Annotated in this window: 18 protein-coding genes and 3 pseudogenes; 14 read left to right on the forward strand and 7 right to left on the reverse strand. The window is 72.3% G+C overall.

What is annotated here, in order from left to right; all coding sequences use genetic code 11:
• Window position 1 precedes the first annotated feature (1 nt).
• From HNR28_RS11560 to HNR28_RS11595, 9 genes and pseudogenes are all read left to right on the forward strand, one after another.
• Window positions 2-745, forward strand: coding sequence for a hypothetical protein (locus HNR28_RS11560; RefSeq protein WP_052355746.1), 744 nt, complete (start codon window positions 2-4; stop codon window positions 743-745).
• Entirely contained in the window at window positions 742-1,482 is a 741-nt protein-coding gene (locus HNR28_RS11565) for a hypothetical protein (RefSeq protein WP_151025070.1), read from the forward strand. Before HNR28_RS11560 ends, HNR28_RS11565 begins: the two co-directional genes overlap by 4 nt.
• Window positions 1,479-2,501 carry a Flp pilus assembly protein CpaB gene (gene cpaB, locus HNR28_RS11570; RefSeq protein ID WP_151025071.1) on the forward strand — a complete coding sequence of 341 codons (1,023 nt, stop codon included), beginning with the start codon at window positions 1,479-1,481 and terminating at the stop codon, window positions 2,499-2,501. Before HNR28_RS11565 ends, cpaB begins: the two co-directional genes overlap by 4 nt.
• A gap of 182 nt (window positions 2,502-2,683) precedes the next feature.
• Entirely contained in the window at window positions 2,684-4,213 is a 1,530-nt protein-coding gene (locus HNR28_RS11575; protein WP_244978280.1) for a type II and III secretion system protein family protein, read from the forward strand.
• A 220-nt stretch (window positions 4,214-4,433) separates the two neighbouring features.
• Window positions 4,434-4,637 (forward strand): annotated as a pseudogene (locus tag HNR28_RS18855) (FHA domain-containing protein); the annotation flags it as partial.
• A 630-nt stretch (window positions 4,638-5,267) separates the two neighbouring features.
• A pseudogene (locus tag HNR28_RS18515) lies at window positions 5,268-6,719 on the forward strand (CpaF family protein); the annotation flags it as partial.
• Window positions 6,707-7,552, forward strand: coding sequence for a type II secretion system F family protein (locus tag HNR28_RS11585; RefSeq protein ID WP_043682383.1), 846 nt, complete (start codon window positions 6,707-6,709; stop codon window positions 7,550-7,552). The pseudogene HNR28_RS18515 and the gene HNR28_RS11585, both read left to right, overlap by 13 nt.
• Before the next feature lie 33 nt (window positions 7,553-7,585).
• Window positions 7,586-8,449: a type II secretion system F family protein gene (locus HNR28_RS11590; RefSeq protein WP_043682386.1), complete on the forward strand. Its 864-nt coding sequence runs from the start codon at window positions 7,586-7,588 to the stop codon at window positions 8,447-8,449.
• 110 nt (window positions 8,450-8,559) lie between these two features.
• Window positions 8,560-8,880 (forward strand): DUF192 domain-containing protein, encoded by a 321-nt coding sequence (locus tag HNR28_RS11595; RefSeq protein WP_052355748.1) that lies wholly within the window; start codon window positions 8,560-8,562, stop codon window positions 8,878-8,880.
• Here HNR28_RS11595 and HNR28_RS11600 read toward each other — a convergent pair.
• Both HNR28_RS11600 and HNR28_RS11605 read right to left on the reverse strand, forming a co-directional pair.
• Entirely contained in the window at window positions 8,838-9,620 is a 783-nt protein-coding gene (locus HNR28_RS11600) for a BPSS1780 family membrane protein (RefSeq protein ID WP_052355749.1), read from the reverse strand. The two genes, HNR28_RS11595 and HNR28_RS11600, sit on opposite strands and share 43 nt — an antisense overlap.
• The gene (locus HNR28_RS11605; RefSeq protein WP_043682389.1) at window positions 9,617-10,591 is read right to left on the reverse strand and encodes a homoserine kinase; all 975 of its coding nucleotides are present in this window, start codon (window positions 10,589-10,591) and stop codon (window positions 9,617-9,619) included. The genes HNR28_RS11600 and HNR28_RS11605 overlap by 4 nt, the downstream gene beginning before the upstream one ends.
• Before the next feature lie 263 nt (window positions 10,592-10,854).
• On the opposite strand from HNR28_RS11605, the gene dusA reads away from it, so the two are divergent.
• The gene (dusA, locus tag HNR28_RS11610; RefSeq protein ID WP_043682392.1) at window positions 10,855-11,784 is read left to right on the forward strand and encodes a tRNA dihydrouridine(20/20a) synthase DusA; all 930 of its coding nucleotides are present in this window, start codon (window positions 10,855-10,857) and stop codon (window positions 11,782-11,784) included.
• A gap of 140 nt (window positions 11,785-11,924) precedes the next feature.
• Here dusA and HNR28_RS11615 read toward each other — a convergent pair whose 3' ends face one another.
• Both HNR28_RS11615 and HNR28_RS11620 read right to left on the reverse strand, forming a co-directional pair.
• Window positions 11,925-12,389 carry a CBS domain-containing protein gene (locus HNR28_RS11615; protein WP_043682395.1) on the reverse strand — a complete coding sequence of 155 codons (465 nt, stop codon included), beginning with the start codon at window positions 12,387-12,389 and terminating at the stop codon, window positions 11,925-11,927.
• 39 nt (window positions 12,390-12,428) lie between these two features.
• On the reverse strand, window positions 12,429-13,697 hold the full coding sequence (locus tag HNR28_RS11620; protein WP_052355750.1) for a YihY family inner membrane protein: 1,269 nt from the start codon (window positions 13,695-13,697) through the stop codon (window positions 12,429-12,431).
• 43 nt (window positions 13,698-13,740) lie between these two features.
• Between HNR28_RS11620 and HNR28_RS11625 the strand changes: the two genes are divergently transcribed.
• Together HNR28_RS11625 and HNR28_RS11630 are read left to right on the forward strand one after the other, a co-directional pair.
• Complete coding sequence (locus HNR28_RS11625; protein WP_043682398.1) at window positions 13,741-14,106, forward strand: DUF2069 domain-containing protein; 366 nt, start codon at window positions 13,741-13,743, stop codon at window positions 14,104-14,106.
• The gene (locus HNR28_RS11630; RefSeq protein ID WP_043682400.1) at window positions 14,099-15,586 is read left to right on the forward strand and encodes a protein adenylyltransferase SelO; all 1,488 of its coding nucleotides are present in this window, start codon (window positions 14,099-14,101) and stop codon (window positions 15,584-15,586) included. Before HNR28_RS11625 ends, HNR28_RS11630 begins: the two co-directional genes overlap by 8 nt.
• A 136-nt stretch (window positions 15,587-15,722) precedes the next feature.
• Here the strand turns inward: HNR28_RS11630 and HNR28_RS11635 are convergent, their stop codons facing one another.
• A complete protein-coding gene (locus tag HNR28_RS11635; RefSeq protein WP_151024822.1) occupies window positions 15,723-17,315 on the reverse strand; it encodes a methyl-accepting chemotaxis protein in 1,593 nt (530 codons plus the stop codon).
• A gap of 242 nt (window positions 17,316-17,557) precedes the next feature.
• Here HNR28_RS11635 and HNR28_RS11640 point away from each other — a divergent pair, with 242 nt between their 5' ends.
• Window positions 17,558-18,490 (forward strand): alpha/beta fold hydrolase, encoded by a 933-nt coding sequence (locus tag HNR28_RS11640; RefSeq protein WP_151024821.1) that lies wholly within the window; start codon window positions 17,558-17,560, stop codon window positions 18,488-18,490.
• Here the strand turns inward: HNR28_RS11640 and HNR28_RS11645 are convergent.
• The gene (locus tag HNR28_RS11645; RefSeq protein WP_170288474.1) at window positions 18,465-19,220 is read right to left on the reverse strand and encodes an EAL domain-containing protein; all 756 of its coding nucleotides are present in this window, start codon (window positions 19,218-19,220) and stop codon (window positions 18,465-18,467) included. The genes HNR28_RS11640 and HNR28_RS11645 overlap by 26 nt on opposite strands.
• 264 nt (window positions 19,221-19,484) lie before the next feature.
• Between HNR28_RS11645 and HNR28_RS18520 the strand changes: the two genes are divergently transcribed.
• Window positions 19,485-19,886 carry a MerR family transcriptional regulator gene (locus tag HNR28_RS18520; RefSeq protein WP_084330610.1) on the forward strand — a complete coding sequence of 134 codons (402 nt, stop codon included), beginning with the start codon at window positions 19,485-19,487 and terminating at the stop codon, window positions 19,884-19,886.
• 184 nt (window positions 19,887-20,070) lie between these two features.
• On the opposite strand, the pseudogene HNR28_RS11650 reads toward HNR28_RS18520, so the two are convergent.
• Window positions 20,071-21,519: pseudogene (locus HNR28_RS11650) on the reverse strand (methyl-accepting chemotaxis protein); the annotation flags it as partial.
• Between the last annotated feature and the right edge of the window lie 136 nt (window positions 21,520-21,655).

Below are 21,655 nucleotides of genomic sequence, written 5' to 3' on the forward strand. Positions count from 1 at the left end.
CATGGCCGATCACGCATGCCGGGGCGGGCATCGGCGCGGACGCCAGGGCGGCCAGGCCCTCGCCGAAACCCTGGTCGCGCTGGCCGTGCTGGGCAGCCTGTGGGCCGCCATCGCCTGGCTGGGGCGCCTGCAGGATGCCGGCCTGCAGCTGGCCCATGCCAGCCGCCGCGCCGCCTTCGCCCATGCCCACCAGGGTCTGGCGCCGGAGGCGCTGGACGCGGGGGCGGACGGCTACCTGGACGCGCCGGGCCACCGCTGGCGGACGCGGCGGGGCCTGGATCTGCTGGCGGCCGAGGCGCGCCTGGCGCTCGAACCCCTGGATGCCCTCGCCGGCCGCCAGGCCGGCGATCCCGTGGCCGGCGCGGCGGACCTGCGCCGGGAATTGCGGCTGGGCGATCCGACCGTCTGGCGCGCCGCCGCCCGGGCCGAGACCGCCGGCGGGGAGGCCACCACGGGCGCCCTGTCCGATTTCGACCGGCTGGGGCTGCGCCTGAGCCGCCATACCGCCATCCTGCGCGGCGACGGCGCCGCCGCGGGCGATGCCGACACCCAGTCGATCCTGGCGGGCAGTCCCGGCGCCTGGGCCGATGCGGCCGCGGCGTCCCGGTCGGCCGGCCAGTCGGTCCTCGGCCGCCTGCGCGGCGTGGACGCCGCCTGGGGCCGCGCCTCGCCCGACTGGGACTGGATCGACCGCTGGACGAGCAGCGTGCCGCGTCCGCACCTGCAACCCTGGAGACAGCCATGAATCCGTCCGTTCCGCCCCTGCGCCCGCCTTCGATGCTGATGGCGGTCCTGCTGCTGTGCGCCGGCCCGGCCTGCGCCGCTCCCGCACCCTGGGATCCGGCCCGTGCCGCCGCGCTGGCGGAATGGTCCTGGGCGGCGCCCCTGGCCTTCGACCTCCCGGGCGCTCGCCTGCAGGTGCGGCGTTTCCGGGCGCCGATGGCACCGGTGGATGCGGCGCGGCGGCTGACGCGCGCCGCGGCGTCCCGGTTCGACCGTCTGCAATTCTCCGGCCCGGTACTGTCGCTCTCCGGGGTCCATGAAGGCCGGCACTGGCTGGCGCAGCTGCGGCCCGCCGACGATGGCGGCGCGGGCACGGTCGGCCTGCTGTCCAGCCTGGGCCCTGAGGACCGCCGCGAGGCCGGCTTCGATCCGGCGCAGATCGCGCCGCCGGGCGCGCGGGCCGTGCTGCGGGCCTCCAGCCGCATGGCCGGCGGCACCGGCCTGCTGGCCAGCTATCTGTGTCCGGGGCCGTATCCGCGCGTGGCCGCCGCGGTGCGGCGCGCCCTCTGGGAGCGGCGCTGGCGGCCGGTGGCGGCGGCCGCGGGCTCCGGCGAGGTGGCCGGGTCCGCGCGGGCGCAGGCGGCTCCGCTGGCCGGCGAATGGGCGCGGCCCGATGGCGGGCGCCTGACGGTCCATCTCCACCCCCGGGCCGACACCGTCGCCCTGACGTTCTGGCACCGGCCGAAGGAGGCCTCATGATCCTCACGACGTTCCCGTTTCCCCGCGTTCCCCGATCCGCCGTCCTCGGGACGCTGGCCCTGTCGGCCGGCCTGCTGGCGGCCGGCGCGCTGGCCCTGCACGTGCGCGAGCGCGAGCGGCAGATCGAATCCCGCAGCCGCCTGGACATGGTCGAACGCATCGTGGCCGCCCGGGATCTCGCGGTCGGCACCCGGCTGTCGCCGGACGATCTGGCCGTCCGCAGCTTTCCCGCCCGCTGGGTGGGCGGCGACACCTTGCCGCTGGCCCGGCTGGGCGAACTCGAGGGCCGCGTCCTGGGCACCGCCGTGCGGGCCGGCGACGCGCTGCTGCCCGTGCACACCGTGCGCCCCCAGCCCGCTTTTTCGGCGCATCTGGCCCCCGGCCGGCGCGCCATCACGCTGCCCGTGGATCAGGTCAATTCCCTGTCCGGCCTGCTGCAGCCCGGCGACCTGATCGATCTGTACGTGTCCTTCGATCACCGGCGCAAGCGCCTGACGGTGCCGCTCCTGCAGGGCGTGCTGGTGCTGGCGACGGGCCGCGAGACCCGGACCACGGAAGCCGGCGCCGAGGAATCCTCCTATTCCACGGTGACGCTCGATGCGGCGCCCGAAGACGTGGTGAAGCTGGTCGCCGCCCGCCAGGCGGGCACGCTGACCGCCATCCTGCGCCATCCTGGCGATGCCCACGCCGACCGGCGGGCCGCCCGCGGCGATCTGGCGTCCCTGCTGGGGGTGGGCGATCCGCCGCGCGCGCCGGCCCGGCGGGCCGTCATCCTGTACGGAGCCTCGGGCGCCCGCGCCTTGCCGGCCTGGGCCGATCCCGAGGCGCTGGCGGCGCGGCCGGGCAGCGGCTGGTTCGACCTGCCCGTGGGGCAGGCGCTGGCCAGCGCCTGGATGCATTCCATGGCGGAGCAGGCCATGTCGCCGCCGCTGGCGGTGCCGCCGGACGGCGAGGAGGCCGACGACGCCGCCATGGGCCGGGCCGGCCTGCCGCAAGACCACGACGAGGAGACCCCATGATCGCGCCGGTCCGTCCCCCGCGCGCCGGCCGCGGCGCGCAGCGCGAGAATGCCCCGGTGGAACCGCGCCCCGCATCCGGCCGCCGGCTGTGCGGGACCTCGCACAGGGCCGCGTGCGGGACCTCGTGGAGGGCTGTGCGCGGGGCCATGCGCCAGAATTTGTGCCGGACCTCGTGCCGGACCTTGCGCAAGTCCTGGAATCCGTTCGGGGGACGACTCTGGAATCCGTCCCGAGGTCCGTTCCAGCGCCTGTCCTGGCGCCTGTCCTGGCGCCTGTTCGGGAGCCTGTTCGGGAGCCTGTTCGGGAGCCTGTTCGGGAGCCTGTTCTGGGGACTGGCCCTGTCGGGCCCGGTCCTGGCCGCCCCCGTCCCGGGACCCGCCGCCGAAACCCCGCTGGCGCTCCAGGCGGGCGAGGTCCGGGTGCTGGGCATCCCCGGCGTGGCGCGGGTGGCGGTGGGCGACGGCAGGATCCTGAACGCCGTCAGCACCGACGACCGCGAGGTCATCGTATTCGCCCGCAAGCCCGGCTTCAGCACGCTGCACGCCTGGACGGCCGACGGCCAGGCCTACCGCTACGCCGTGGAGGTCGCGCCCGAAGGGGCGCGCCAGCTCCAGGACGAACTGCGCAGCCTGCTGGAGCGCATTCCGGGCGCCCGCGTCACGACCCTGGGCGACAAGCTGCTGGTCGAAGGCGACGGGCTGTCCGACGGCGACCGCCAGCGTCTGGCGGAACTCGGGCGCCGCTATCCGCAGCTGCTGGATTTCACCGGCACGGTCGGCTGGGACCAGATGGTGCTGCTCGACGTGCGCGTGGTCGAAGTGCCCCGCTCCCTGCTGCGCGAAGTCGGCCTGCGCTGGGGCAGCGAGGGAGCGGGGGGCGTCAACGCCGGCCTGGGCTGGGACGGCGGCTCGCGCCGCTATGCCGACCGGCCGGGGGAGACCGTGCTGCCCCTGGCCTTCCCGTCGCCCCAGGCTGCCGGCTACTTCGGCATCAATGCGCTGCTGTCGGCGCGCATCGACCTGCTGGCCCAGGACGGGCGGGCGGTAGTGCTGGCCCAGCCCCAGCTCCTGGCCCGCAGCGGGGCGACCGCCGAGTTCCTGGCGGGCGGCGAAGTGCCCTACAGCACGGTGGACGGCAACGGCAACACCCAGACGGCCTTCAAGCCCTACGGCGTGTCGCTGCGCATCACGCCGTCCATCGAACGCAGCGGCGCCGTGCGCTCGCGCCTGGAAGTCGAGGTCAGCGCCATCGACCCGTCGCTGTCGGTGCCCGGCGGCCCTTCCCTGAAAACCCGGCGCACGGCCACCGAATTCAACGTGCGTTCCGGCCAGACCCTGGTGCTGGCCGGATTCCTGTCGCGGGACACGGCCCGCAACGTGGACCGCCTGCCGGGCCTGGGCGATCTGCCGATCCTGGGGGCCCTGTTCCGCTCCACGCGCTTCCAGCGCAACGAGACGGAGCTGGCCATCCTGGTGACGCCCCAGCTGGTCACGGCGGAGCATCCCGACCTGCGCCGGCGCGTCCAGCGCGCGGATGCGATCCTGGAGCGGGCCTTTCCGGCCGAGCCCGCGCTGATGGCGCCCGTTCGCCCCATGCCCCTGGCTGCCGCCCCACGGCCCCGGCCGTCCTGGAATCCGCGCGCCGTCGGCCCCGGTTCGCAATGGCAGGGGGCCGCCGGGCCGGAACCCCGCGCCGGGGAGGCCATGCCATGAGATCCGTCGTGAGATCCGCCATGAGATCCGCCGTGAGATCCGCTTGGGGGCTCGCACCGGGATCCGCCTTGCGATCCGCCATGAGGCCTGTCATGAGGCCTGCCATGCGATCCGCGGTGAAACAACACGTCATGCAATGCGGCATGAGATACCCTGTGCCGCGGCTCCGTCGCGGGATCGTGGCTCGGCGCCGTGCTCACCGGGCGGTCGGGGAGGCATGATGGACGGCATCGAACTCGACCTGTGCTTCGAGGATGGCCGCCGCCGGCGCGAGCGGCATGCCCTGCCGCTGTCGATCGGCCGCGACGCCGCCAGCGGCCTGGTCCTGCGCGCCTGGCGGGTCGGGCGCCGGCACGCGCGCCTGCTGCGGCGCCAGGATGAAATCTGGATCGAAGACCTGGGTTCCCTGTTCGGCACCGTCGTCAACGGCGAACGGGTCGCCGCGTACGGCCCTCTCCTCGCGCACGACGAGGTGGTCATCGGTCCATGCCTGATGCGTGTCCTGCCGGCGGGGGCGGAGACCGTGCCGCAGTCGGGACCGGCCGGCCCGATCGGAACGCTCGCGGCCGCCCCGGGCGGGTTCGCCTTCGCCGGAACGGTGGCGCGGGGCGGCGCATCAGCGGGCGGCGCGCTGGAGAACGGTGCGTCGAAGGGTGCCACGGCGGGCGGAATCGCCTCCGGGGGGATCGATCCGGAGGGCGTGGTTCGCTGCATGGCTTCCTCCCCTGGGGCCGCCCAAGGCGGAGCGGTTCCAGGCGGGATCTCCTTCCACGAAGCCGTCCGGGGCGGAATCGTTCCAGACGGAACTCTCGCTCATGAAGCCGTGCCAGGCGGAACCATGCCGGACGGAATCGCTGCCGATGGCCTCGCGGCCGATGCCCGGGCCCAGACTCGGGCCGGCGGGGCACGCCCGCATGGCGGCCGCTCGAACGAGGCGCCATCCCGGCCGCAAGGCGGCGCGGTCATCACGGCCGGTGCGGTCGGTGTGGCCGGCGCGTTTGATACAGCCGGTACGTTTGGTACGGCCGATACGTTTGGTGCAACCGGTACGTTTGTTGCGGCCGGTGCAGCCGGCACAGCCCCTGCAGTCGGGGGGGCTCCGTTCGGCGGGCCCGACCCTGCCGGACAGGCCCACCGGCGCCGCCTGCACGAGGGCCTGATCGCGGCGCTGCAACTGCGCCGCCGCGACATCGGCGGGATGAGCGACGCTGCGCTGCGCGCCGAGGCCGCCGCCGTGCTGGCCGGCCTGATCGCGGCCGACGAGGCCCTGCCTGCGGGGCTCGACAGGCAGGCGCTGGCGCGGGAGCTGGTGGACGAGGCCGTCGGCCTCGGGCCGCTCGAACCGCTGCTCGCCGATCCGGGCGTCACCGAGATCATGGTCAACCGCCACGATGAAATCTTCGTCGAGCGCGGCGGGCGCCTGGTGCGCGCCGCCGCCAGCTTCAGCGGCGAGCAGGCGGTGCTGGGCATCATCGACCGGATCGTGGCGCCGCTGGGACGGCGGATCGACGAGAGCGCGCCCATGGTCGATGCCCGCCTGCGCGACGGCTCGCGGGTGAATGCGGTGATCGCGCCCATCGCGCTGCGCGGCGCCAGCCTGACGATCCGCAAGTTTCCCGCGCGGCGCCTGGACATGCCCGACCTGCTGGCGGTCGGCGCCCTGGACGAGGCCATGGCGCGGTTCCTGATGCACTGCGTGCGCCATCGCAGGAACCTGATCGTCTCCGGCGGCACGGGCTCGGGCAAGACCAGCCTGCTGAACGTCCTGTCCAACGCCATCCCGGCCGGCGAGCGCATCATCACCATCGAGGACGCCGCCGAACTGCGCCTCAACCACGCCCACCTGGTCAGCCTGGAAGCCCGGCCGCCCAATGCGGAAGGCCGGGGCCGCGTCGAGATCCGCGATCTGGTGCGCAACGCGCTGCGCATGCGCCCGGACCGCATCGTGGTGGGAGAATGCCGCGGCGGCGAGGCCTTCGACATGCTGGCCGCCATGAACACCGGGCACGAGGGCTCGCTGACCACGCTGCACGCGAACAGTCCGCGCGATGCCCTGGGCCGGCTGGAGACCATGATCCTCATGGCGGGCATGGACCTGCCGCTGGCCGCGATCCGCGAGCACATCGCCTCCAGCATCGATTTCATCGTCCAGCTGGTGCGCGCCGCCGATGGCCGCCGCCTGGTGAGCGCGATCGTCCAGGTGACGGGCCAGGAGGGCGGCCGCATTCAGCTCCAGGAACTGTTCCTGGGACGCGTCGGGCCGCCCGCCGTGTTCACCGGCTGCGGCCTGCCGCCCGACGGCTTCGAGGGCGCGGCAGCGCTGGACACCGCCCTGTTCTCCGGCCGCACGGTCATCCAGGGCCGGGCGGCCCTGGACGAGGCCCCGCCGCGGAATGCCTCGTCCGGCGGTACTCCGTCCAGCGATGCCTCGCCCGGCGGCACCCCGCCCGGCGATGCCTCCCGCCGGGACGCATCGTCTCCGGGAGGCGCGTCATGTCGATCCTGATCTTCGTGCTGCTGGCGGGCAGCGTCGCGCTCGCCGTCTGGTGGTTGTTCGGCCAGGCCGAGCGCGCCTGGGCGCGCTACGAGGACCGCATGCGCGACGAGACCCGGCGCACGCTGGACGCCTCCTTCCTGTTCCTGGACATGGCCCAGCTGCGGCCGGCCGTGGCCGGCCTGGGCCTGGCACTGATGCTGGCGGTGGCCTGGCTGGCGGGCCGCTGGTGGGGCGTGCTGCCCGTGCTGGCCGGCCTGCTGTGCGCGCCGCCGCTGATCCTGCGCCACGTGCGCCGGCGCCGCGCGCGGCGGTTCGACGCCCAGCTGCCCGATCTGGTCCTGGCGCTGGCTGGCGCGTTGCGCGCGGGGGCGGGCGTCCAGCCGGCCTTGCGGCATCTCGTGGCCCAATCCAGTCCGCCGCTGTCCCAGGAGTTCGGCCTGATGCTGCGCGAACAGCGCCTGGGCCTGGGTTTCCAGGACGCCCTGCTGCAGCTGCGCGCGCGCATGCCGACGGAATCCTGCGGCCTGGTGGTGTCGGCGCTGGGCATCGCCGCCCGCACGGGCGGCAGCCTGGCCGACACGCTGGAGAGCATCGCCCAGACGTTGCGGGCACGCCAGCACTGGCTGGGCCGGGTCGAGGCGCTGACCGCGCAGGGCCGCATGCAGAGCCGCATCATGGCCGGCCTGCCGGCGGTGCTGGCACTGGTGCTCAGCCGCCTGGAGCCCGAGGCCATGGCCTTGCTGTGGCAGACCTGGTATGGCTGGATCGTGCTGGCGGCGATCCTGCTGCTGGAGGGCCTGGGCATCTTCTGGATCCGGCGCGTGGCCGCGATCGAGGTGTAGGGCGGCGGGCCGGCGACCGAGGGGAGAAACGGCATGGCGTGGTTCTGGATCGGTTTGTGCCTGGCGGCGCTGGCGGCCTGCCTGGGCCTGTGGGTGCTGGGCGGTCCCTGGGCCGCGGCGCGTGGCGAGGCCCGCATCCGGCCGCCCGCCTTCTGGTGGCCCTGGGTGCTGGCGCTGGCGCCCTGGTGCGCGCCCTTCGTCACCTGGCGCATGCGCCGTGAACTGCAGCGTTGGGGGCCGCGCGCCGGTCTGGCGCCGCATTGGGCGGCGGACCGCTGGCTGGCGGCCTGCGTGCTCTTGGCCGGCTGCGGCGCCGCGCTGGCCGGGGCGGGCGCGCTGATGGGAGGCGCGCCGGTGCGGATCGGCATCCTCGCGGCGCTGGCGGGCGCCGCCCTGGGCTTCGTCTGGCCGGACCAGATCCTGCGCCGCCGGGCCGCGGCGCGGCGGCTGCGCATGATGCGGGAGCTGCCCTTCATGCTGGACCTGCTGACCCTGTGCGTGGAAGCCGGCCTGAGCCTGCCGGCGGCGCTGCATCAGGTGGCCGGCCATGCGCCCGACGGCCCGCTGCGCCAGAGCCTGCGGGATGCCGCCGCGCTGGAGCGCACCGGCGTGGACCGGCCGCGCTGGCTGCTGCACTGGGCGGACCACGCGGACGTGCCCGGGGTGCGCAACCTGGTCGCGGCCCTGGCCCAGGCCGACCGGCTGGGCATGGGGCTGGGGCCGCTGCTGCGGGCCCAGGCCGAGCGCCAGCGCAGCGAACGCTTCCTGCGCGCCGAAAAGCTGGCGCTGGAGGCACCGGTGCGGATGCTGTTCCCCATGGTGCTGTGCATCTTTCCCTGCACCTTCCTGGTGATCGGCTTTCCCGTGGCGGTGAAGCTGCTGGATGCGGGATTCTGATGCTGTGCCCCGATACCTGGGGTGGCGGCCGAAGGCGGCCGGGGCCCTGCCGGCGGTTTGCCTGGCGCGGTCCCCGGACGCCGGCGCCGTGGCTCGCCTCGGCCGGGCCTTTGCGCCTGTATTGCGCGCGCTCGTTCGCCGCGCGCCTGCTGGGTCTGCGCCTGTGGCCCGACTGGGGCGCGCGGCCCCGCGGACTGCTCCTGCCGGGGTGCCGCGCCGTGCATACCCTGGGCCTGGCGCAGCCCGTGGACCTGGTGTTCCTGGATGCCGCGGGCCGCGTCGTGCGGGTGCTGCCGCGCGTGGACCCGGGGCGTTGCGTGCTGTGCCGCCGCGCCCGGGCCGTCGTCGAATTGCCCGCGGGCTATTGCGCCCGGCGCGACTGGCGCGCTCAGGTCGAGGCCGCCTGGCTGGGGCGGAAGATCGTGGTGTAGATGGTGTAGAAGCTGCAGTACAGCAGGGCGGTGATGAAGACGTCCAGCAGCAGCGCGAGCCAGGCCAGCAGGCCGGCCGGCAGGCCGACGGCGGCCAGCCCTTCCAGCAGGCCGTGCAGGCCGAAGAAGAGGGCCGCCCAGGTGGCCACGTAGAGGATGATGGCGTATTTGTTGCGCCAGCACGCGACCATGGAATAGAACAGCGCCCGGCGCAGGGGCAGCCGGTGCCAGCCGACCAGGGCCGGCGTGTGCCAGAACAGGGCCGACAGCAGCACGTAGAACAGGCCGAACACCATCAGCGGACCTTGCAGGGCCTGGAGCAGGGCGGTGAAGTCGGGCTGCTCGGCGGTGCCCAGGGCGTCCAGCATCGAGGACATGAAGGGCAGCACGGCGGCCAGGGCGGCGAGAAAGGAGCAGCCCAGGTAGGCAAGGCCCAGTTTCAGCAGGGCGCCCGTCGTGCCGGGGCTCTGCAGCGGCTGGAGCCACAGGCCGGGCACCATCCGCACGCCTTCGTCCAGCTTGCGGCAGGCGCACAGCGTCAGGAAGGCCAGCAGCGGGGTCAGCAGCACCAGCGCGGCCTGGCCCAGCACCGGAACGAGGGCGCCGACGTTGACGAAGAAGCTGGTGGCGACGCTCCAGAAGATCATGGCCATAGGCTGGCGGCGGAACAGCCGGATGCCCTGGACGATCCAGGACCAGCCGGCGCTGGGGGGCAGAATGGCGGCTTGCAGGGACGTCATGGGCGGGGCAGGGCGGGCGCGGGCTGCTCGGTGCGCAGCCGCAGGATGCGCTCGAAGTGGCGCGGATCGTGCGGCTTGAGCGTCTGGGCCGGCCGGGGCAGGTGGAAGTCGTACAGGCGGGAGATCCAGAAGCGCAGGGCCGCCGCGCGCAGCATCGCCGGCCAGGCGGCGCGCTCTTCCTCGGTGAAGGGGCGCACGGCGTGGTAGGCCTGCAGCCAGGCCTCCAGGCGCCGGCGCACGAAGGCCCCCGTCGCGCGGTGGATGCACCAGTCGTTGACGCTGACCGCCACGTCGAACAGCCAGGTGTCGCAGCCGGCGAAGTAGAAATCGATGAAGCCGCCCATGTGGGGCGACTCGAAGGTGCCGTCGAACAGCACGTTGTCGCGGAACAGGTCGCAGTGCGCGGGCCCGTAGGGCAGCCGCGCGGGCGCGCCCGAGGCGGCGAAGGCGATCTGCTCGTCCAGCGTGCCCTGCAGCAGGGCGGCCTGCCCAGGATCCAGGAAGGGCGCTAGAGCCGGGGCGGTGGCCTTCCACCAGTCCAGGCCGCGCAGATTGGGCTGGTGGATGGGGAAGTCCTGCGCCGCCAGGTGGGCGCGGGCCAGGGTCTGGCCGGCCAGGGCGCAATGGGCCGGGCCGGGCTCGGGCTCGTAGCCGCCCGACAGGCGCGTCACGATCGCGGCCGGCTTGCCGTTCAGCTCGGTCAGGCGGGTGCCGTCGAGCAGGGTCTGGGGCTCGGGCACGGGTACGCCGCGGCCGGCCAGGTGGTGCATCAGCTCGATGTAGAACGGCAGCTGTTCGGCGGTCAGGACCTCGAACAAGGTCAGGACGTAGGCGCCCCCGGTGGTGTCGAGGAAATAGTTGGTGTTCTCGATGCCGGCGGTGATGCCGCGCAGGGCGACCAGTTCGCCCAGCTGGTAGCGCCGCAGCAGCGCGCGGGCATCGTCTTCGGTGACGGGGGTGAATACGGCCATGGGGATACGCATGCGGCCGCGAAAGGCCGGGGTTGGAGTCGGAATCGGTCAGCCGGGATTTTAGACGAAAAGCCGGGCCCGGCTTCGGCGCGGGTCCGCGCCGCCCGGCTAAAATGGCGGATTGCCCAGGAATGTTCCGCATGTCCCACTCTTTGCCCGGCAGCCCCCGGCCCGGCGACCGTCCCGTCAGGCCCGGATCCATGTCCCGACCCGCGCCCCAGTCCGCGTCCGAACCCCGGCCCTGGCGCCTGTGCGTGGCGCCGATGATCGACGTCACCGACCGGCATTGCCGCTATTTCCATCGCCTGCTGTCGCCCCGCGCCCGCCTGTACACCGAGATGATCACCACCGGCGCGCTGCTGCACGGCGACGTGGGCCGGCACCTGGACTTCGATCCCGCCGAGCATCCCGTGGCCCTGCAGCTGGGCGGCAGCGAGCCGGACGCACTGGCGCAGTGCGCCCGGCTGGGCGAGCGCTGGGGCTACGACGAGATCAACCTGAACTGCGGCTGCCCGTCCGAACGGGTCCAGCGCGGCGCCTTCGGCGCCTGCCTGATGGCCGAGCCGCATCTGGTCGCCGATTGTGTGCGCGCCCTGCGGGATGCCGTGTCGGTGCCGGTGACGGTCAAGCATCGCCTGGGCCTGGACTACGACGAGTCCTACGATTTCGTGCGCGATTTCGTCGGCATCCTGTTCGAGGCCGGCTGCCGGGTGTTCATCGTCCATGCGCGCAACGCGGTGCTCAAGGGACTGTCGCCCAAGGACAACCGGGAAAAGCCGCCGCTGCGCTATGCGGATGCCGTGCGCCTGAAGCAGGATTTTCCGGATGCGGCGTTCGTGCTGAATGGCGGCCTGGCCGAGGTCGGGACCTGCCTGGAATGGATGGAGCGCCTGGACGGCGTGATGCTGGGCCGGGCGGCCTGGCACCATCCGGACATCCTGGCCGAGCTGGACCGCCGCATGGCGCCCGGTGCGGCATTTCCGGACCCCGAAGCCGTGCTGGACGCCTGGGTGGATTATGTGGCGGCGCAGCACGCGCGCGGCGTGCCGATGCACATCATGATGCGCGGCGTGCTGGGCTGGCGCACCGGCCGTCCCGGCGCGCGGCAATGGCGGCGCATGCTGTCGGACCCCGCGCTGCTGCGGGCCGAAGGCCCGGCACTGCTGCGCCGCGCCTGGCAGGCCGTGGGCTGAACGGCGAACCCCCGCATCGGTGAACCCCCGCGCTGGCGGATCTCCGCGCCGGCAAGCCCTTCGTCTTCGGGGAAGAAGAGGGAAGCGCCGGGCGGCGTCCGCCGCCCGGCCGTGCAGGGGGCCTTGCGGCCGCGCCGGACTCAGGCCTTGCGGGCCGTCTCGGACGTGTCGGCGGGCCAGTCGCGGATGTAGGCCTTGAGCATGTCGTTCTCGAACTGCTGCGCCTCGACGATGGCGCGCGCCATGTCGTAGAACGAGATCACGCCCATCAGGGTGGGGCCGTCCATCACGGGGATGTAGCGCGCGTGCTTGTCGAGCATCAGGCGCTGGACCTCGTCGGCGTCGGTGTTGGGCGTGACGCTGACGGGCGCGTCGTCCATGATGCTGCGCACCGTGTAGTCGCCGGCCTGGCCGTCGTGGGTGTTGAGGTGGTTGATGATTTCGCGGAAGGTCAGCATGCCGGCGAGCCGGCCGTGGTCCATGATGACCAGCGAGCCGATGTCGAGCTGGCTCATGGTGGCGATGGCTTCGCGCACCGGCATGTCGGGCGTCCCCGTGTACAGCGTGTGCCCCTTCACGCGCAGGATTTCATTGACTTTCAGCATGTCGATTCCCAGTGGCGCCGCGGTCCGGCTATTTGTCCATTATTGTGCATCATCGTCCCGGTTTTCGATAGCGTCGCCGCCGATAGCGTCGCCGCCGAAGAGCGCGTCCAGGACGGGCGGGTCGCCCAGCAGGGTGCGCGACAGGGCGTCGAGCATGCCGGGCCGCAGCCCCGCCTGCGCGCGGTCGATCAGCAGCCGGTCCACCAGCGGGCCGATGTCGGCCCGGGCCGGATCGCAGGCCAGTACCCATTGCTCGCCGTCGGCCACCGGCACGACGTAGCCCAGCTCCCGCAGGGCGCCGAGCATGTCGCGCAGGGCGTCGGGATGGACGCGCAGGTGCTTTTCCAGGTAGCCCAGGCTGCGTCCCGGCGGCAGCGCGCCGCGCGCATGCCACAGGATGCGCAGGATGCCCAGCGCGTCGACGGCCTGCGCCCCGACGTGCCGGCGCAGCGCCCAGCGGTGCAGGCGCAGCGCCGGCAGCAGCGAGGCCACCGTGGCGCCCATCAGCACCACCAGCCAGGACAGGTAGATCCACAGCAGGAAGATCGGCAGGGTGGCGAAGGCCCCGTAGATGACGGTGTAGGAGGGAAAACGCGTCAGGTAGGCGGTGAACCCGGCCTTCATCACGGCCAGCACCGCCGTGGTGCCCAGGCCGCCCAGCGCGGCGTCGCGCCACAGCACGCGGCAGTTGGGCACGAACATGAACAGGGCCGTGAAGCCCAGGACCGACATCAGCAGGGGCACCAGGTTGAGCAGCAGGCCGATGCCCTCGGACAGGTCGCCGATGTAGCCCAGGGATTCCCGTGCCAGCACCGAACTGGCCCACAGGCTGGCGCCCATCAGGATCGGCCCCAGCGAAATGATCGCCCAGTACACCAGCAGCCGCTGGCGCATGGGGCGCTGGCGCGCGACGTTCCAGATTTCGTTGAAGGCCTCGTCGATGGTCATGATGAGCATGATCGAGGTCACCACCAGGAAGGCGCTGCCCACCGCCGTCAGTCCGGACGCCTGCGCGGCGAACTGGTTGAGGTAGCTCATGATGGTGTCCGACACCGAGGGCGGCAGCAGGCTTTCGCTGAGGAAGGTTTCCAGGGCCTGGCGGAACTGGGCGAACAGCGGGAAGGCGGTGAACAGCGCCAGCACCACCGCCAGCAGCGGCACGATCGCCAGCACCGTGGTGAAGGTCAGGCTGGAGGCCACCCGGGTCAGCTTGCGGTGCGCGGCGAAGTCCAGCGTGAAGCGCAGGACGTCCAGTGCGCGGCTGCGGCGCTCGGCCGGGGACGGGGCGGTGGTTTGCGGTATCGTCATGGGGCGGGCAGGGGTTTCGGGTCATAATACCAGCATGGAAAGCATGGAAATCAAGTTCAGTCCGGGCCTGCACGGCCTGGCGTGCGTCTGCCTGTTCGGCCTGATCGTGCTGTGCGTGGGCTGGGAGCTGTGGTGGGCACCCCTGCGCCCGGGCGGCACGCTGATGGCCCTGAAGGCCGTGCCGCTGCTGTTCGCCGTGGGCGGCGTGCTGCGGCGCCGGCTCTATACGCTGCAGTGGGTGTCCATGCTCAGCCTGCTCTACCTGATGGAAGGCGTGGTGCGGGCCTGGTCCGACGTCTCGCCGCTGTCGGCGGCGCTGGCCGGCCTGGAGATCCTCCTGTCGCTGGGCCTGTACCTGGGCGCCATCCTCTATGTGCGTCCCGCCAAGCGGGCGGCGCGCCATGGCTGATGCGCAGGCGGACGGCCCGCTGGCCAGCCTGCGCGCGGGCTGCTCGTTCGCGTCCCTGCCGCAGGCTTTCTACTCCCGGGTGCAGCCCCGTCCCCTGCGGGAGCCGCGCCTGCTGCACGCCAATCCGGACGCCGCGGCCCTGATCGGCCTGGACGCCGCCGCGCTGCGCTCGCCCGAATTCCTCGCCCTGTGTTCCGGCGCCGGCCGGCTGGCCGGCATCCAGCCCCTGGCCACGGTCTACAGCGGCCACCAGTTCGGCGTCTGGGCCGGGCAGCTGGGCGATGGCCGGGCGCATCTGCTGGGCGATGTCCGCACCTCCGGCGGCACCTGGGAACTCCAGCTGAAGGGCTCGGGCCGCACGCCGTATTCGCGCATGGGCGACGGCTGGGCCGTGCTGCGCTCCAGCGTGCGCGAATACCTGGCCAGCGAGGCCATGGCCGGCCTGGGCATCCCGACGACCCGGGCGCTGGCGCTGGCCGCCTCGGACGATCCGGTGGTGCGCGAGACTGTCGAGACCGCCGCCATCGTCACCCGCCTGGCGCCCAGCTTCGTGCGCTTCGGCCATTTCGAGCACTGGGGCCATTCGCACCACGAGCAGAAGGCGCTGCTGGACTACGTCGTCGAGCACTGGTATCCCGAATGCCGGGAGACGGCCGGCGGCGAGACCGACACGCCGGCCACGGCCTGCCGCCTGCTGGCCGAGGTGACGCGGCGCACGGCGCGCCTGATCGCCCAATGGCAGCTCGCGGGCTTCTGCCACGGAGTGATGAACACCGACAACATGTCCATCCTGGGCCTGACGCTGGACTATGGGCCGTACGGCTTCATGGACGCCTTCCAGGCGGACCACGTCTGCAACCACAGCGACACGGCGGGCCGCTACGCCTGGAACGCCCAGCCGGCCGTGGCGCGCTGGAATTTGTACCGCCTGGCGGGCAGCCTGCTGGTGCTGGGCTGCGAGGCGCCCTCGCTGGAAGCCTGTCTGGCGCCCTTCGAGGCCGAGTTCCTCGCGGCCTACCGGGACGGCCTGGCGCGCAAGCTGGGGCTGAACGCCTGGCGGCCGGAGGACGCGGCGCTGGAGGACGACTGGTGGGGTCTGCTGCATGCGCAGCGGGCCGATTTCACTCTGGCCTTCCGCCGGCTGGCCGATGCCGACCGCGATCCCGGCCCCTGGCTGGCGCTGTTCGCCGATCCCGCGCCGGCGCGCGCCTGGCTGGACCGCTATCTGGCCCGGCGGGCCGGGCAGGGCGGGGATGCGGCCGCGCGCCGCGCCGCCATGGACCGCGCCAATCCCCTCTACGTGCTGCGCAACCATCTGGCGCAGCGCGCCATCGAGGCCGCGCAGCGGGGCGATGCCTCGGAAATCGACCTGTTGCTGGGCCTGCTGCGCGACCCGTACACCGAGCGTCCCGGCTTCGAGTCCCATGCCCAGCCGCCCGCCGACGACACGCCGGCGGTGCCGGTGAGCTGCTCGTCCTGAGGACGGGGTGCGCGCGGGCCGGACCGTTACGGCCCGCCGCCCCGCCGCCGTCCGGCCGCCAGGGTCCGCTATCGCGCCTGGCCGACACGTCTGACCGTCACGCCTGACCGCCACGTCCGGCTATCACGCTTAACGATCACGCCGGCCGCAGCGATTCCGCGGGCGGCCCCAGGCGGAAGCGGCTGACGGCCGCCACGAGCGAGGACGCCTGCTGCGCCAGGCTGCCGGATGCGGCGGCCGCTTCCTCGACCAGCGCCGCATTGCTGCGGGTGATGTCGCTGAGCTGGGAGACGGCGGCATTGATCTGCTCCAGGCCCAGGGACTGCTCGTCCGTGCTGGCGCGCACGTGGCTCACGAGCTGGTTGAGCTGGCCGATCTGCTCGCCGGAGAAGCGCGTGTCTTCGGCGATCGCCTGGATGCCGCTGGCTACCTGCTCGGCCTGCCGCGTGCTGTTTTCCACCAGGCTGGCGATTTCCCGCGCCGCGTTGGAACTGCGCAGGGCCAGCGCCTGGACTTCCATGGCGACCACATCGAAGCCCTGCCCCCGCTCGCCGGCGCGCGCCGCCTCGATGCCCGCGTTGAGGGCCAGGATCTTGGTCTGGAAGGCGATGCCCTCGATCAGGGCCGTGATGCCTTCGATCTGGCGCGAGGTGTGGCTCATGCGTCCGATGGCCGCTTCGATGGCGCGCACCTGCTGCAGGCTGCGGATCACGGCGGCATTGGCGCGGGCGGCGAACAGGGCGGCCTGGCGGGCCGTTTCGGCGTTGTTCCGCACGGTGCCGGTGATTTCCTCCATGGCGGCGGCGGTTTCCGAGATGTCGGCCGCCTGCAGCTCGGTGCGTTCGGCCAGGTCCGTGTTGCCCAGGTGGATCTGGCTGGAGCCTGTGGCGATGTGGTCGCTGCTGGCGCGCACCGAGGACACGATCCGGCGCAGCGATTCCTGCATGTGGGCCATCGCGCTGAGCACGCTGTGGGGCGGCGCCCGGGAGGTGTCGATGGGCAGGCTGAGGTCGCCCGCGGCGATCGAATGCGCGATGTCGGCGACCTCGGCGGGCTCGGAGCCCATCTGCCGCATCAGCCAGCGGGTCAGGACGATCCCCAGGAGGACCGCGCACAGGGCGCTGGCGATGGTCAGGCCGACGATCAGCAGGCTGGCGCGGTCGTAGATGGTGCGGGTGTCCCGGCTGAGCGCGCCGGCCTGCTGCTGCCGCTCTTCGATGAGCCGGCCCATCAGCGCATCGGCATGATTCGCCAGCGGCACGATCTCCCGGTACAGCATCGAGACCGATGCGCGCACGGGCTGCAGGGGCTCGCCGGCGATCAGCCGGGCGACCTGGCGGATGCCGGCGGCATAGGCCTGTGCCGCGGCCCGGGTTTCCTCGAGCAGGGGCGAATCGGCGTTGGGATCGGCGTCGGGGGCCGTGGCGGCCAGGGCCTGCTGCAACGCGCCGAGATGCCGCTCGACGGCGGCCAGCTGGGCATCCCGGGTTTCCTGGGCGGGGGCCAGGGCGGCGATGCGGATGGCGCGGGCGGTCAGCAGCATCTGCTGATTGGCCAGGGCCGCCTGCTGCAGGTTGCGCAGATCCCGGTGGTACATGGTTTCCGCCAGGGTGTGGATCCGCCCGCTGGCGTACAGGCCGATGGCGCCCATCAGCAGCGTCAGGGCCGCGCCCGCCAGGAAACTTGCAATCAGCCGGGTGGCGACGCCGGGCCGGCTCAGGGTACGCATGCGCAAGGGAATCCTCCGATGTGTTCCGCAAGAATGGGAGTCCGTGATGGGTGTCCGTGGACCGCGAGAATGATTGTCCCATCCGGACGGACTTGTAAAGACCGTACCCGGGTACGGAGCCGTCCGGGTTATCCCGTACGAGGCCTTCGGCCCGCGGCAGCGGCGCGCCGATCGCAACGGCGCGCCGATCTGTTAGCCTTGAAGCACTCCGTTTTTTCGCCCGCGGTTTTTCCTTTTTCGCCATGAATGCTCCGAACGACGCCCATTCCCTCACCCCCTCCAGCGACCACTGGGTCGAGCATCCGCGGGGGCGCATCTTCGTCCGCGTCTGGCGGCCGGGCGCGGACGAGGCTTCGGATGTGTCGGAGGCTTCGGATGCGTCGGAGTCTCCAGGCGCATCCGAGGCGTCTGGGGCCGCCGGCGCTGCGGGGACCGCGAGCATCGCTGGCACGGCCGGCTCCGCGCCGCCGCCCATCGTGCTGCTGCACGATTCGCTGGGCTGCGTCGATCTGTGGCGCGACTTTCCGGCGGCGCTCGCCCAGGCCACCCGCCGGACGGTGGTGGCCTACGACCGGCCGGGCTTCGGGCGCTCCGACCCGCGCGCGGATCTGCCGTCGCCGGATTTCGTCGCCGAGGAGGCGGCCGACGTGTTCCCCGCGGTCTGCGAACGGCTGGGCATCTCGGCGTTCGTGGCCATGGGCCACAGCGTGGGCGGCTGCATGGCGATTCCCTGCGCGGCGCTGCACGCGGAGCGCTGCGAAGCGCTGGTGACGCTGGCGGCGCAGGTCTATGCGGAAGACCGGACGCGCGCGGGCATCCGCGCGGCCAGCGCATCGTTCCGCGATCCGGCGCAACTGGAGCGGCTGGCCAAATACCACGGCGACAAGGCTTCCTGGGTGCTGGCGGCGTGGGTCGAGACCTGGCTCAGCCCGGACTTCGACGCCTGGTCGCTGACCGGCGTGCTGCCGCGCGTGCGCTGCCCCGTCCTGGCGATTCACGGAGACCAGGACGAGTACGGTTCCACCATCCATCCCGAGCTGATCCGCCGGCACAGCGGCGGGCCGGCGCGCATCGAACTCATGCCGGGCGTGGGGCATTTTCCCCATCGGGAACGCATGGACGAAGTGCTGCGCCTGGTGGCGGCGTTCCTCAGTGGTCCTCGCAGTCCTCGATGAACCGCGGGCGGCCGAATAGCCAGCCCTGCGCCCGCTGCACGCCCAGCTCCGCCAGCTGGTGCGCCTGGGCTTCGGTTTCGACGCCTTCGGCCGTGAGCGAAAGCCCCAGCGTGCCGGCCAGCCGCCCGAGATGCAGGACCACTTCGCGGGCGGTGCGGGAATCGCAGACGCGCCGGGTCAGGCGGTGGTCGATCTTGACCGCGTCTAGCGTCAGTTCGACCAGGGCCTGGAGATTGGCGTAGCCGGTGCCGAAGTCGTCCAGGTGCACCTGGATGCCCTGGGCGCGGATCGCCCGGATCACCGGCCCGCAGCGTTCGGATTCCAGCAGGCAGCGCTCGGTCAGCTCGACGTTCAGGAACGGGCCGCCCAGCGCCTGGACCAGTTTCGAGAGCAGCGCGGCGGTTTCCAGGGTCCTGGCGTCCGCCGCCGACAGGTTGATCGACAGGCGGACCGGATCGGCGATCCGGTGGGTGATGCGCTCCTCGGCGGCCAGCCGGCAGACCTGCCGCGTGATGTCGCGGATCAGGCCGGCGCGCTCGGCGATGGGAATGAAGACGTCGGGACCGATGGACATCCGCGGCCAGCGGATCAGGGCTTCGATGCCGACCGGCCGGCGGCTGCGCAGGTCCACGATGGGCTGGTAGGCCAGACGGAATTCCCGCCGCTCCAGGGCGAGCCTCAGGGCGGCCAGAAGGCCCGGCCCGGTGCTTTCCGCGAGAGATCCCCACACCCCATCGATCTGCGCGAGGGGGGAACGGTCTCCGGAATGGCGCCCTGCCGCGGCTTCTTCCATAAGGTTTAGGCCTTTAATTTTTTGATTCTAGTCAAATCGTTTTGTTACGGATAACATAACCGTGCGTCGTATAGCGGTGAGAGCGCGGCCGATCTGCATGGAAGGCATATCGGTACGCGGCATTCATGAATTCCTGATTGCCAGCGGGCAATCTAACGTCCGTACCCAGGTACGGAATCAAGGGATTCATGAGGTGACGCATTGAACATCAGTCGTGCCGCGAAACTGGCCGGCGTGAACGTGGAAACCATACGGTATTACCAGCGCCGCGGCCTCGTCGCGGTGCCGGCCAAGCCCATCGGTTCCCACCGGCGCTATTCCCTGGACGTCGTCGAGCGGATCCGCTTCATCAAACGGGCGCAGGCCTGGGGCTTCTCGCTCGACGAAATATCCCTTCTGCTGCAGCCTGCGCGCGAGGTGCAATGTGCGCAGGTGCAGGAACTGGTCCAGGAGAAGATCCAGACCTTGCATAGCCAGATGCGGGACCTGGGCCGGATGGTCGCGGGGCTGGAATCCCTGCTGGAGCAATGCCGCGGGCAGCCAGGCTGCGCCCAGTGCCCGCTGCGGGGCGATGCGCTGTGCCTGGCCCCGGGTGCGGCCTGACGCCGCCGTTGCCGTTGCCTTCGTCTTCGCCGCCACCGTCGTGCTCCAGGTCCGCGGGCCCCATGTCCTTTTCCATCCGGAACTGCCGCACGACGCCCAGCAGCTGCAGGGCCTGTTCGCTCAGGCTGGCGGCCGCGGCGGCCGATTCCTGCACCAGCGCGGCGTTTTGCTGGGTGATGTCGTTGAGCTGGCTCACGGCGGCGTTGATCTGGCCCAGGCCCGAGGTCTGCTCGGTGGTGGCCGCGTCCGCGGAATCGATGAGCTGAGCGACCTGCCGGATCTTGTCCACCAGCGACCGGATCTCGACGCTGGCCTGTTCGATCTCCCGGGCGCCGGCATCGGTGCGCTCCACGCTGCGGGCGATGAGCGCCGTGATCTCGCGCGCGGCCAGCGCGCTTTTCTGCGCCAGCGCGCGAACCTCGCCGGCCACCACGGCGAAGCCGCGGCCCTGCTCGCCGGCGCGGGCGGCCTCGACCGCGGCGTTGAGCGCCAGGATGTTGGTCTGGAAGGCGATGCTGTCGATCACCTGCACGATGCCGGCCACTTCGTGCGAGACTTCCTGGATCCCCTGCATGGTCTGGAGGATGGATTCGATGCGCTGGCCGCCGTCCGCCGCCGCCTGGCTGGCATCCGTGGAGAACCGGGCGGCCTGGCGCATGGCCTGCGCCGTCGCGGACACGGTGCCCGAGATCTGGTCCATGGCGGCGGCCGTCTCGGTGATGTCCGCGGCCTGTCGCTCCGTGCGTTGCGCCAGGTCGGTGTTGCCCAGGCGGATCTGCTCGGAGCCGCTGGCGATGTGATCGCTGCCCGCGCGCACCGTGCCCACGATCCCGCGCAGGGACTCCTGCATGTGCAGCATGGCCCGCATCACGCTGTCGCGGTGCGCGCGCGAGGCGTCGAGCGCCGTGCTCAGGTCGCCATGGGCCACGGCCCGGGCCACCCGCGCCACGTCCTGCGGCTCGCCCCCCAGCACGCGGCTCAGGCCGCGGGTGAGGGCCAGCCCGATGCCCAGCCCCAGGGCGACGCCGCCCAGGGTCAGGCCGAGGATGAGCCAGACCATGCGCGCGTAGATCGAGGCGGTTTCCTCGCTGAGCGCGGCCGCCTGGGCGAGGCGCCGCTCGATGAGCTGGGCCATCAGGGCGTCCAGGCGGTTGGCCGTGGGGACGACCTGGCCGTACAGGATGCCGACGGATTGGCGCGCCTGCTGGAGCGGCTCGGTCGGCAGGATGTCGGCCACCTCCAGGATGTGCTTGCGGTATTCGCGCGAGGCTTGCGTGGCCTGGGCGAGCAGGCTGCGCTCCTCGGGCGTGGTGAACGCCTGCGCGGCGCGCGCCAGGTTCGCGTCCAGATTGTCCAGATGCTGCCGGACGGCCCGCAGCTGCGCGTCCCGGACTTCCGCTGTGGGCGCCAGCGCGGCGATCCGGATGGCCCGGGCATTCATGAGCAGCTGCTGGTTGGCCTGGGCCGTGTCGCGCAGGCCCACGGTATCGCGGCGGTACATGGTCTCGGCCATCTGGTTGACCGTACGGGTGGCGTACAGGCCCAGCGCGCCGATCAGCGCGGCGATGCCGCTGACGATGAGAAAACCGCAGATGAGCCGCGTGGACGTACGCAGGGTTCGGCGCTGTGTCATGGAGCCTCCTTCGGGAGCGTCGTTCGATCGCTGGAAAGCTACGCTCCGTACCCGGCTACGGAGTCAAGCCCCGCGCCGCCGGCGCACGGGCCGCGCAATGGCAAAGATGCGATAATCGGTCGGTACGCGCGCGGCG

This window comes from Castellaniella defragrans, from assembly GCF_014203015.1.
Taxonomy (GTDB): domain Bacteria; phylum Pseudomonadota; class Gammaproteobacteria; order Burkholderiales; family Burkholderiaceae_B; genus Castellaniella; species Castellaniella defragrans.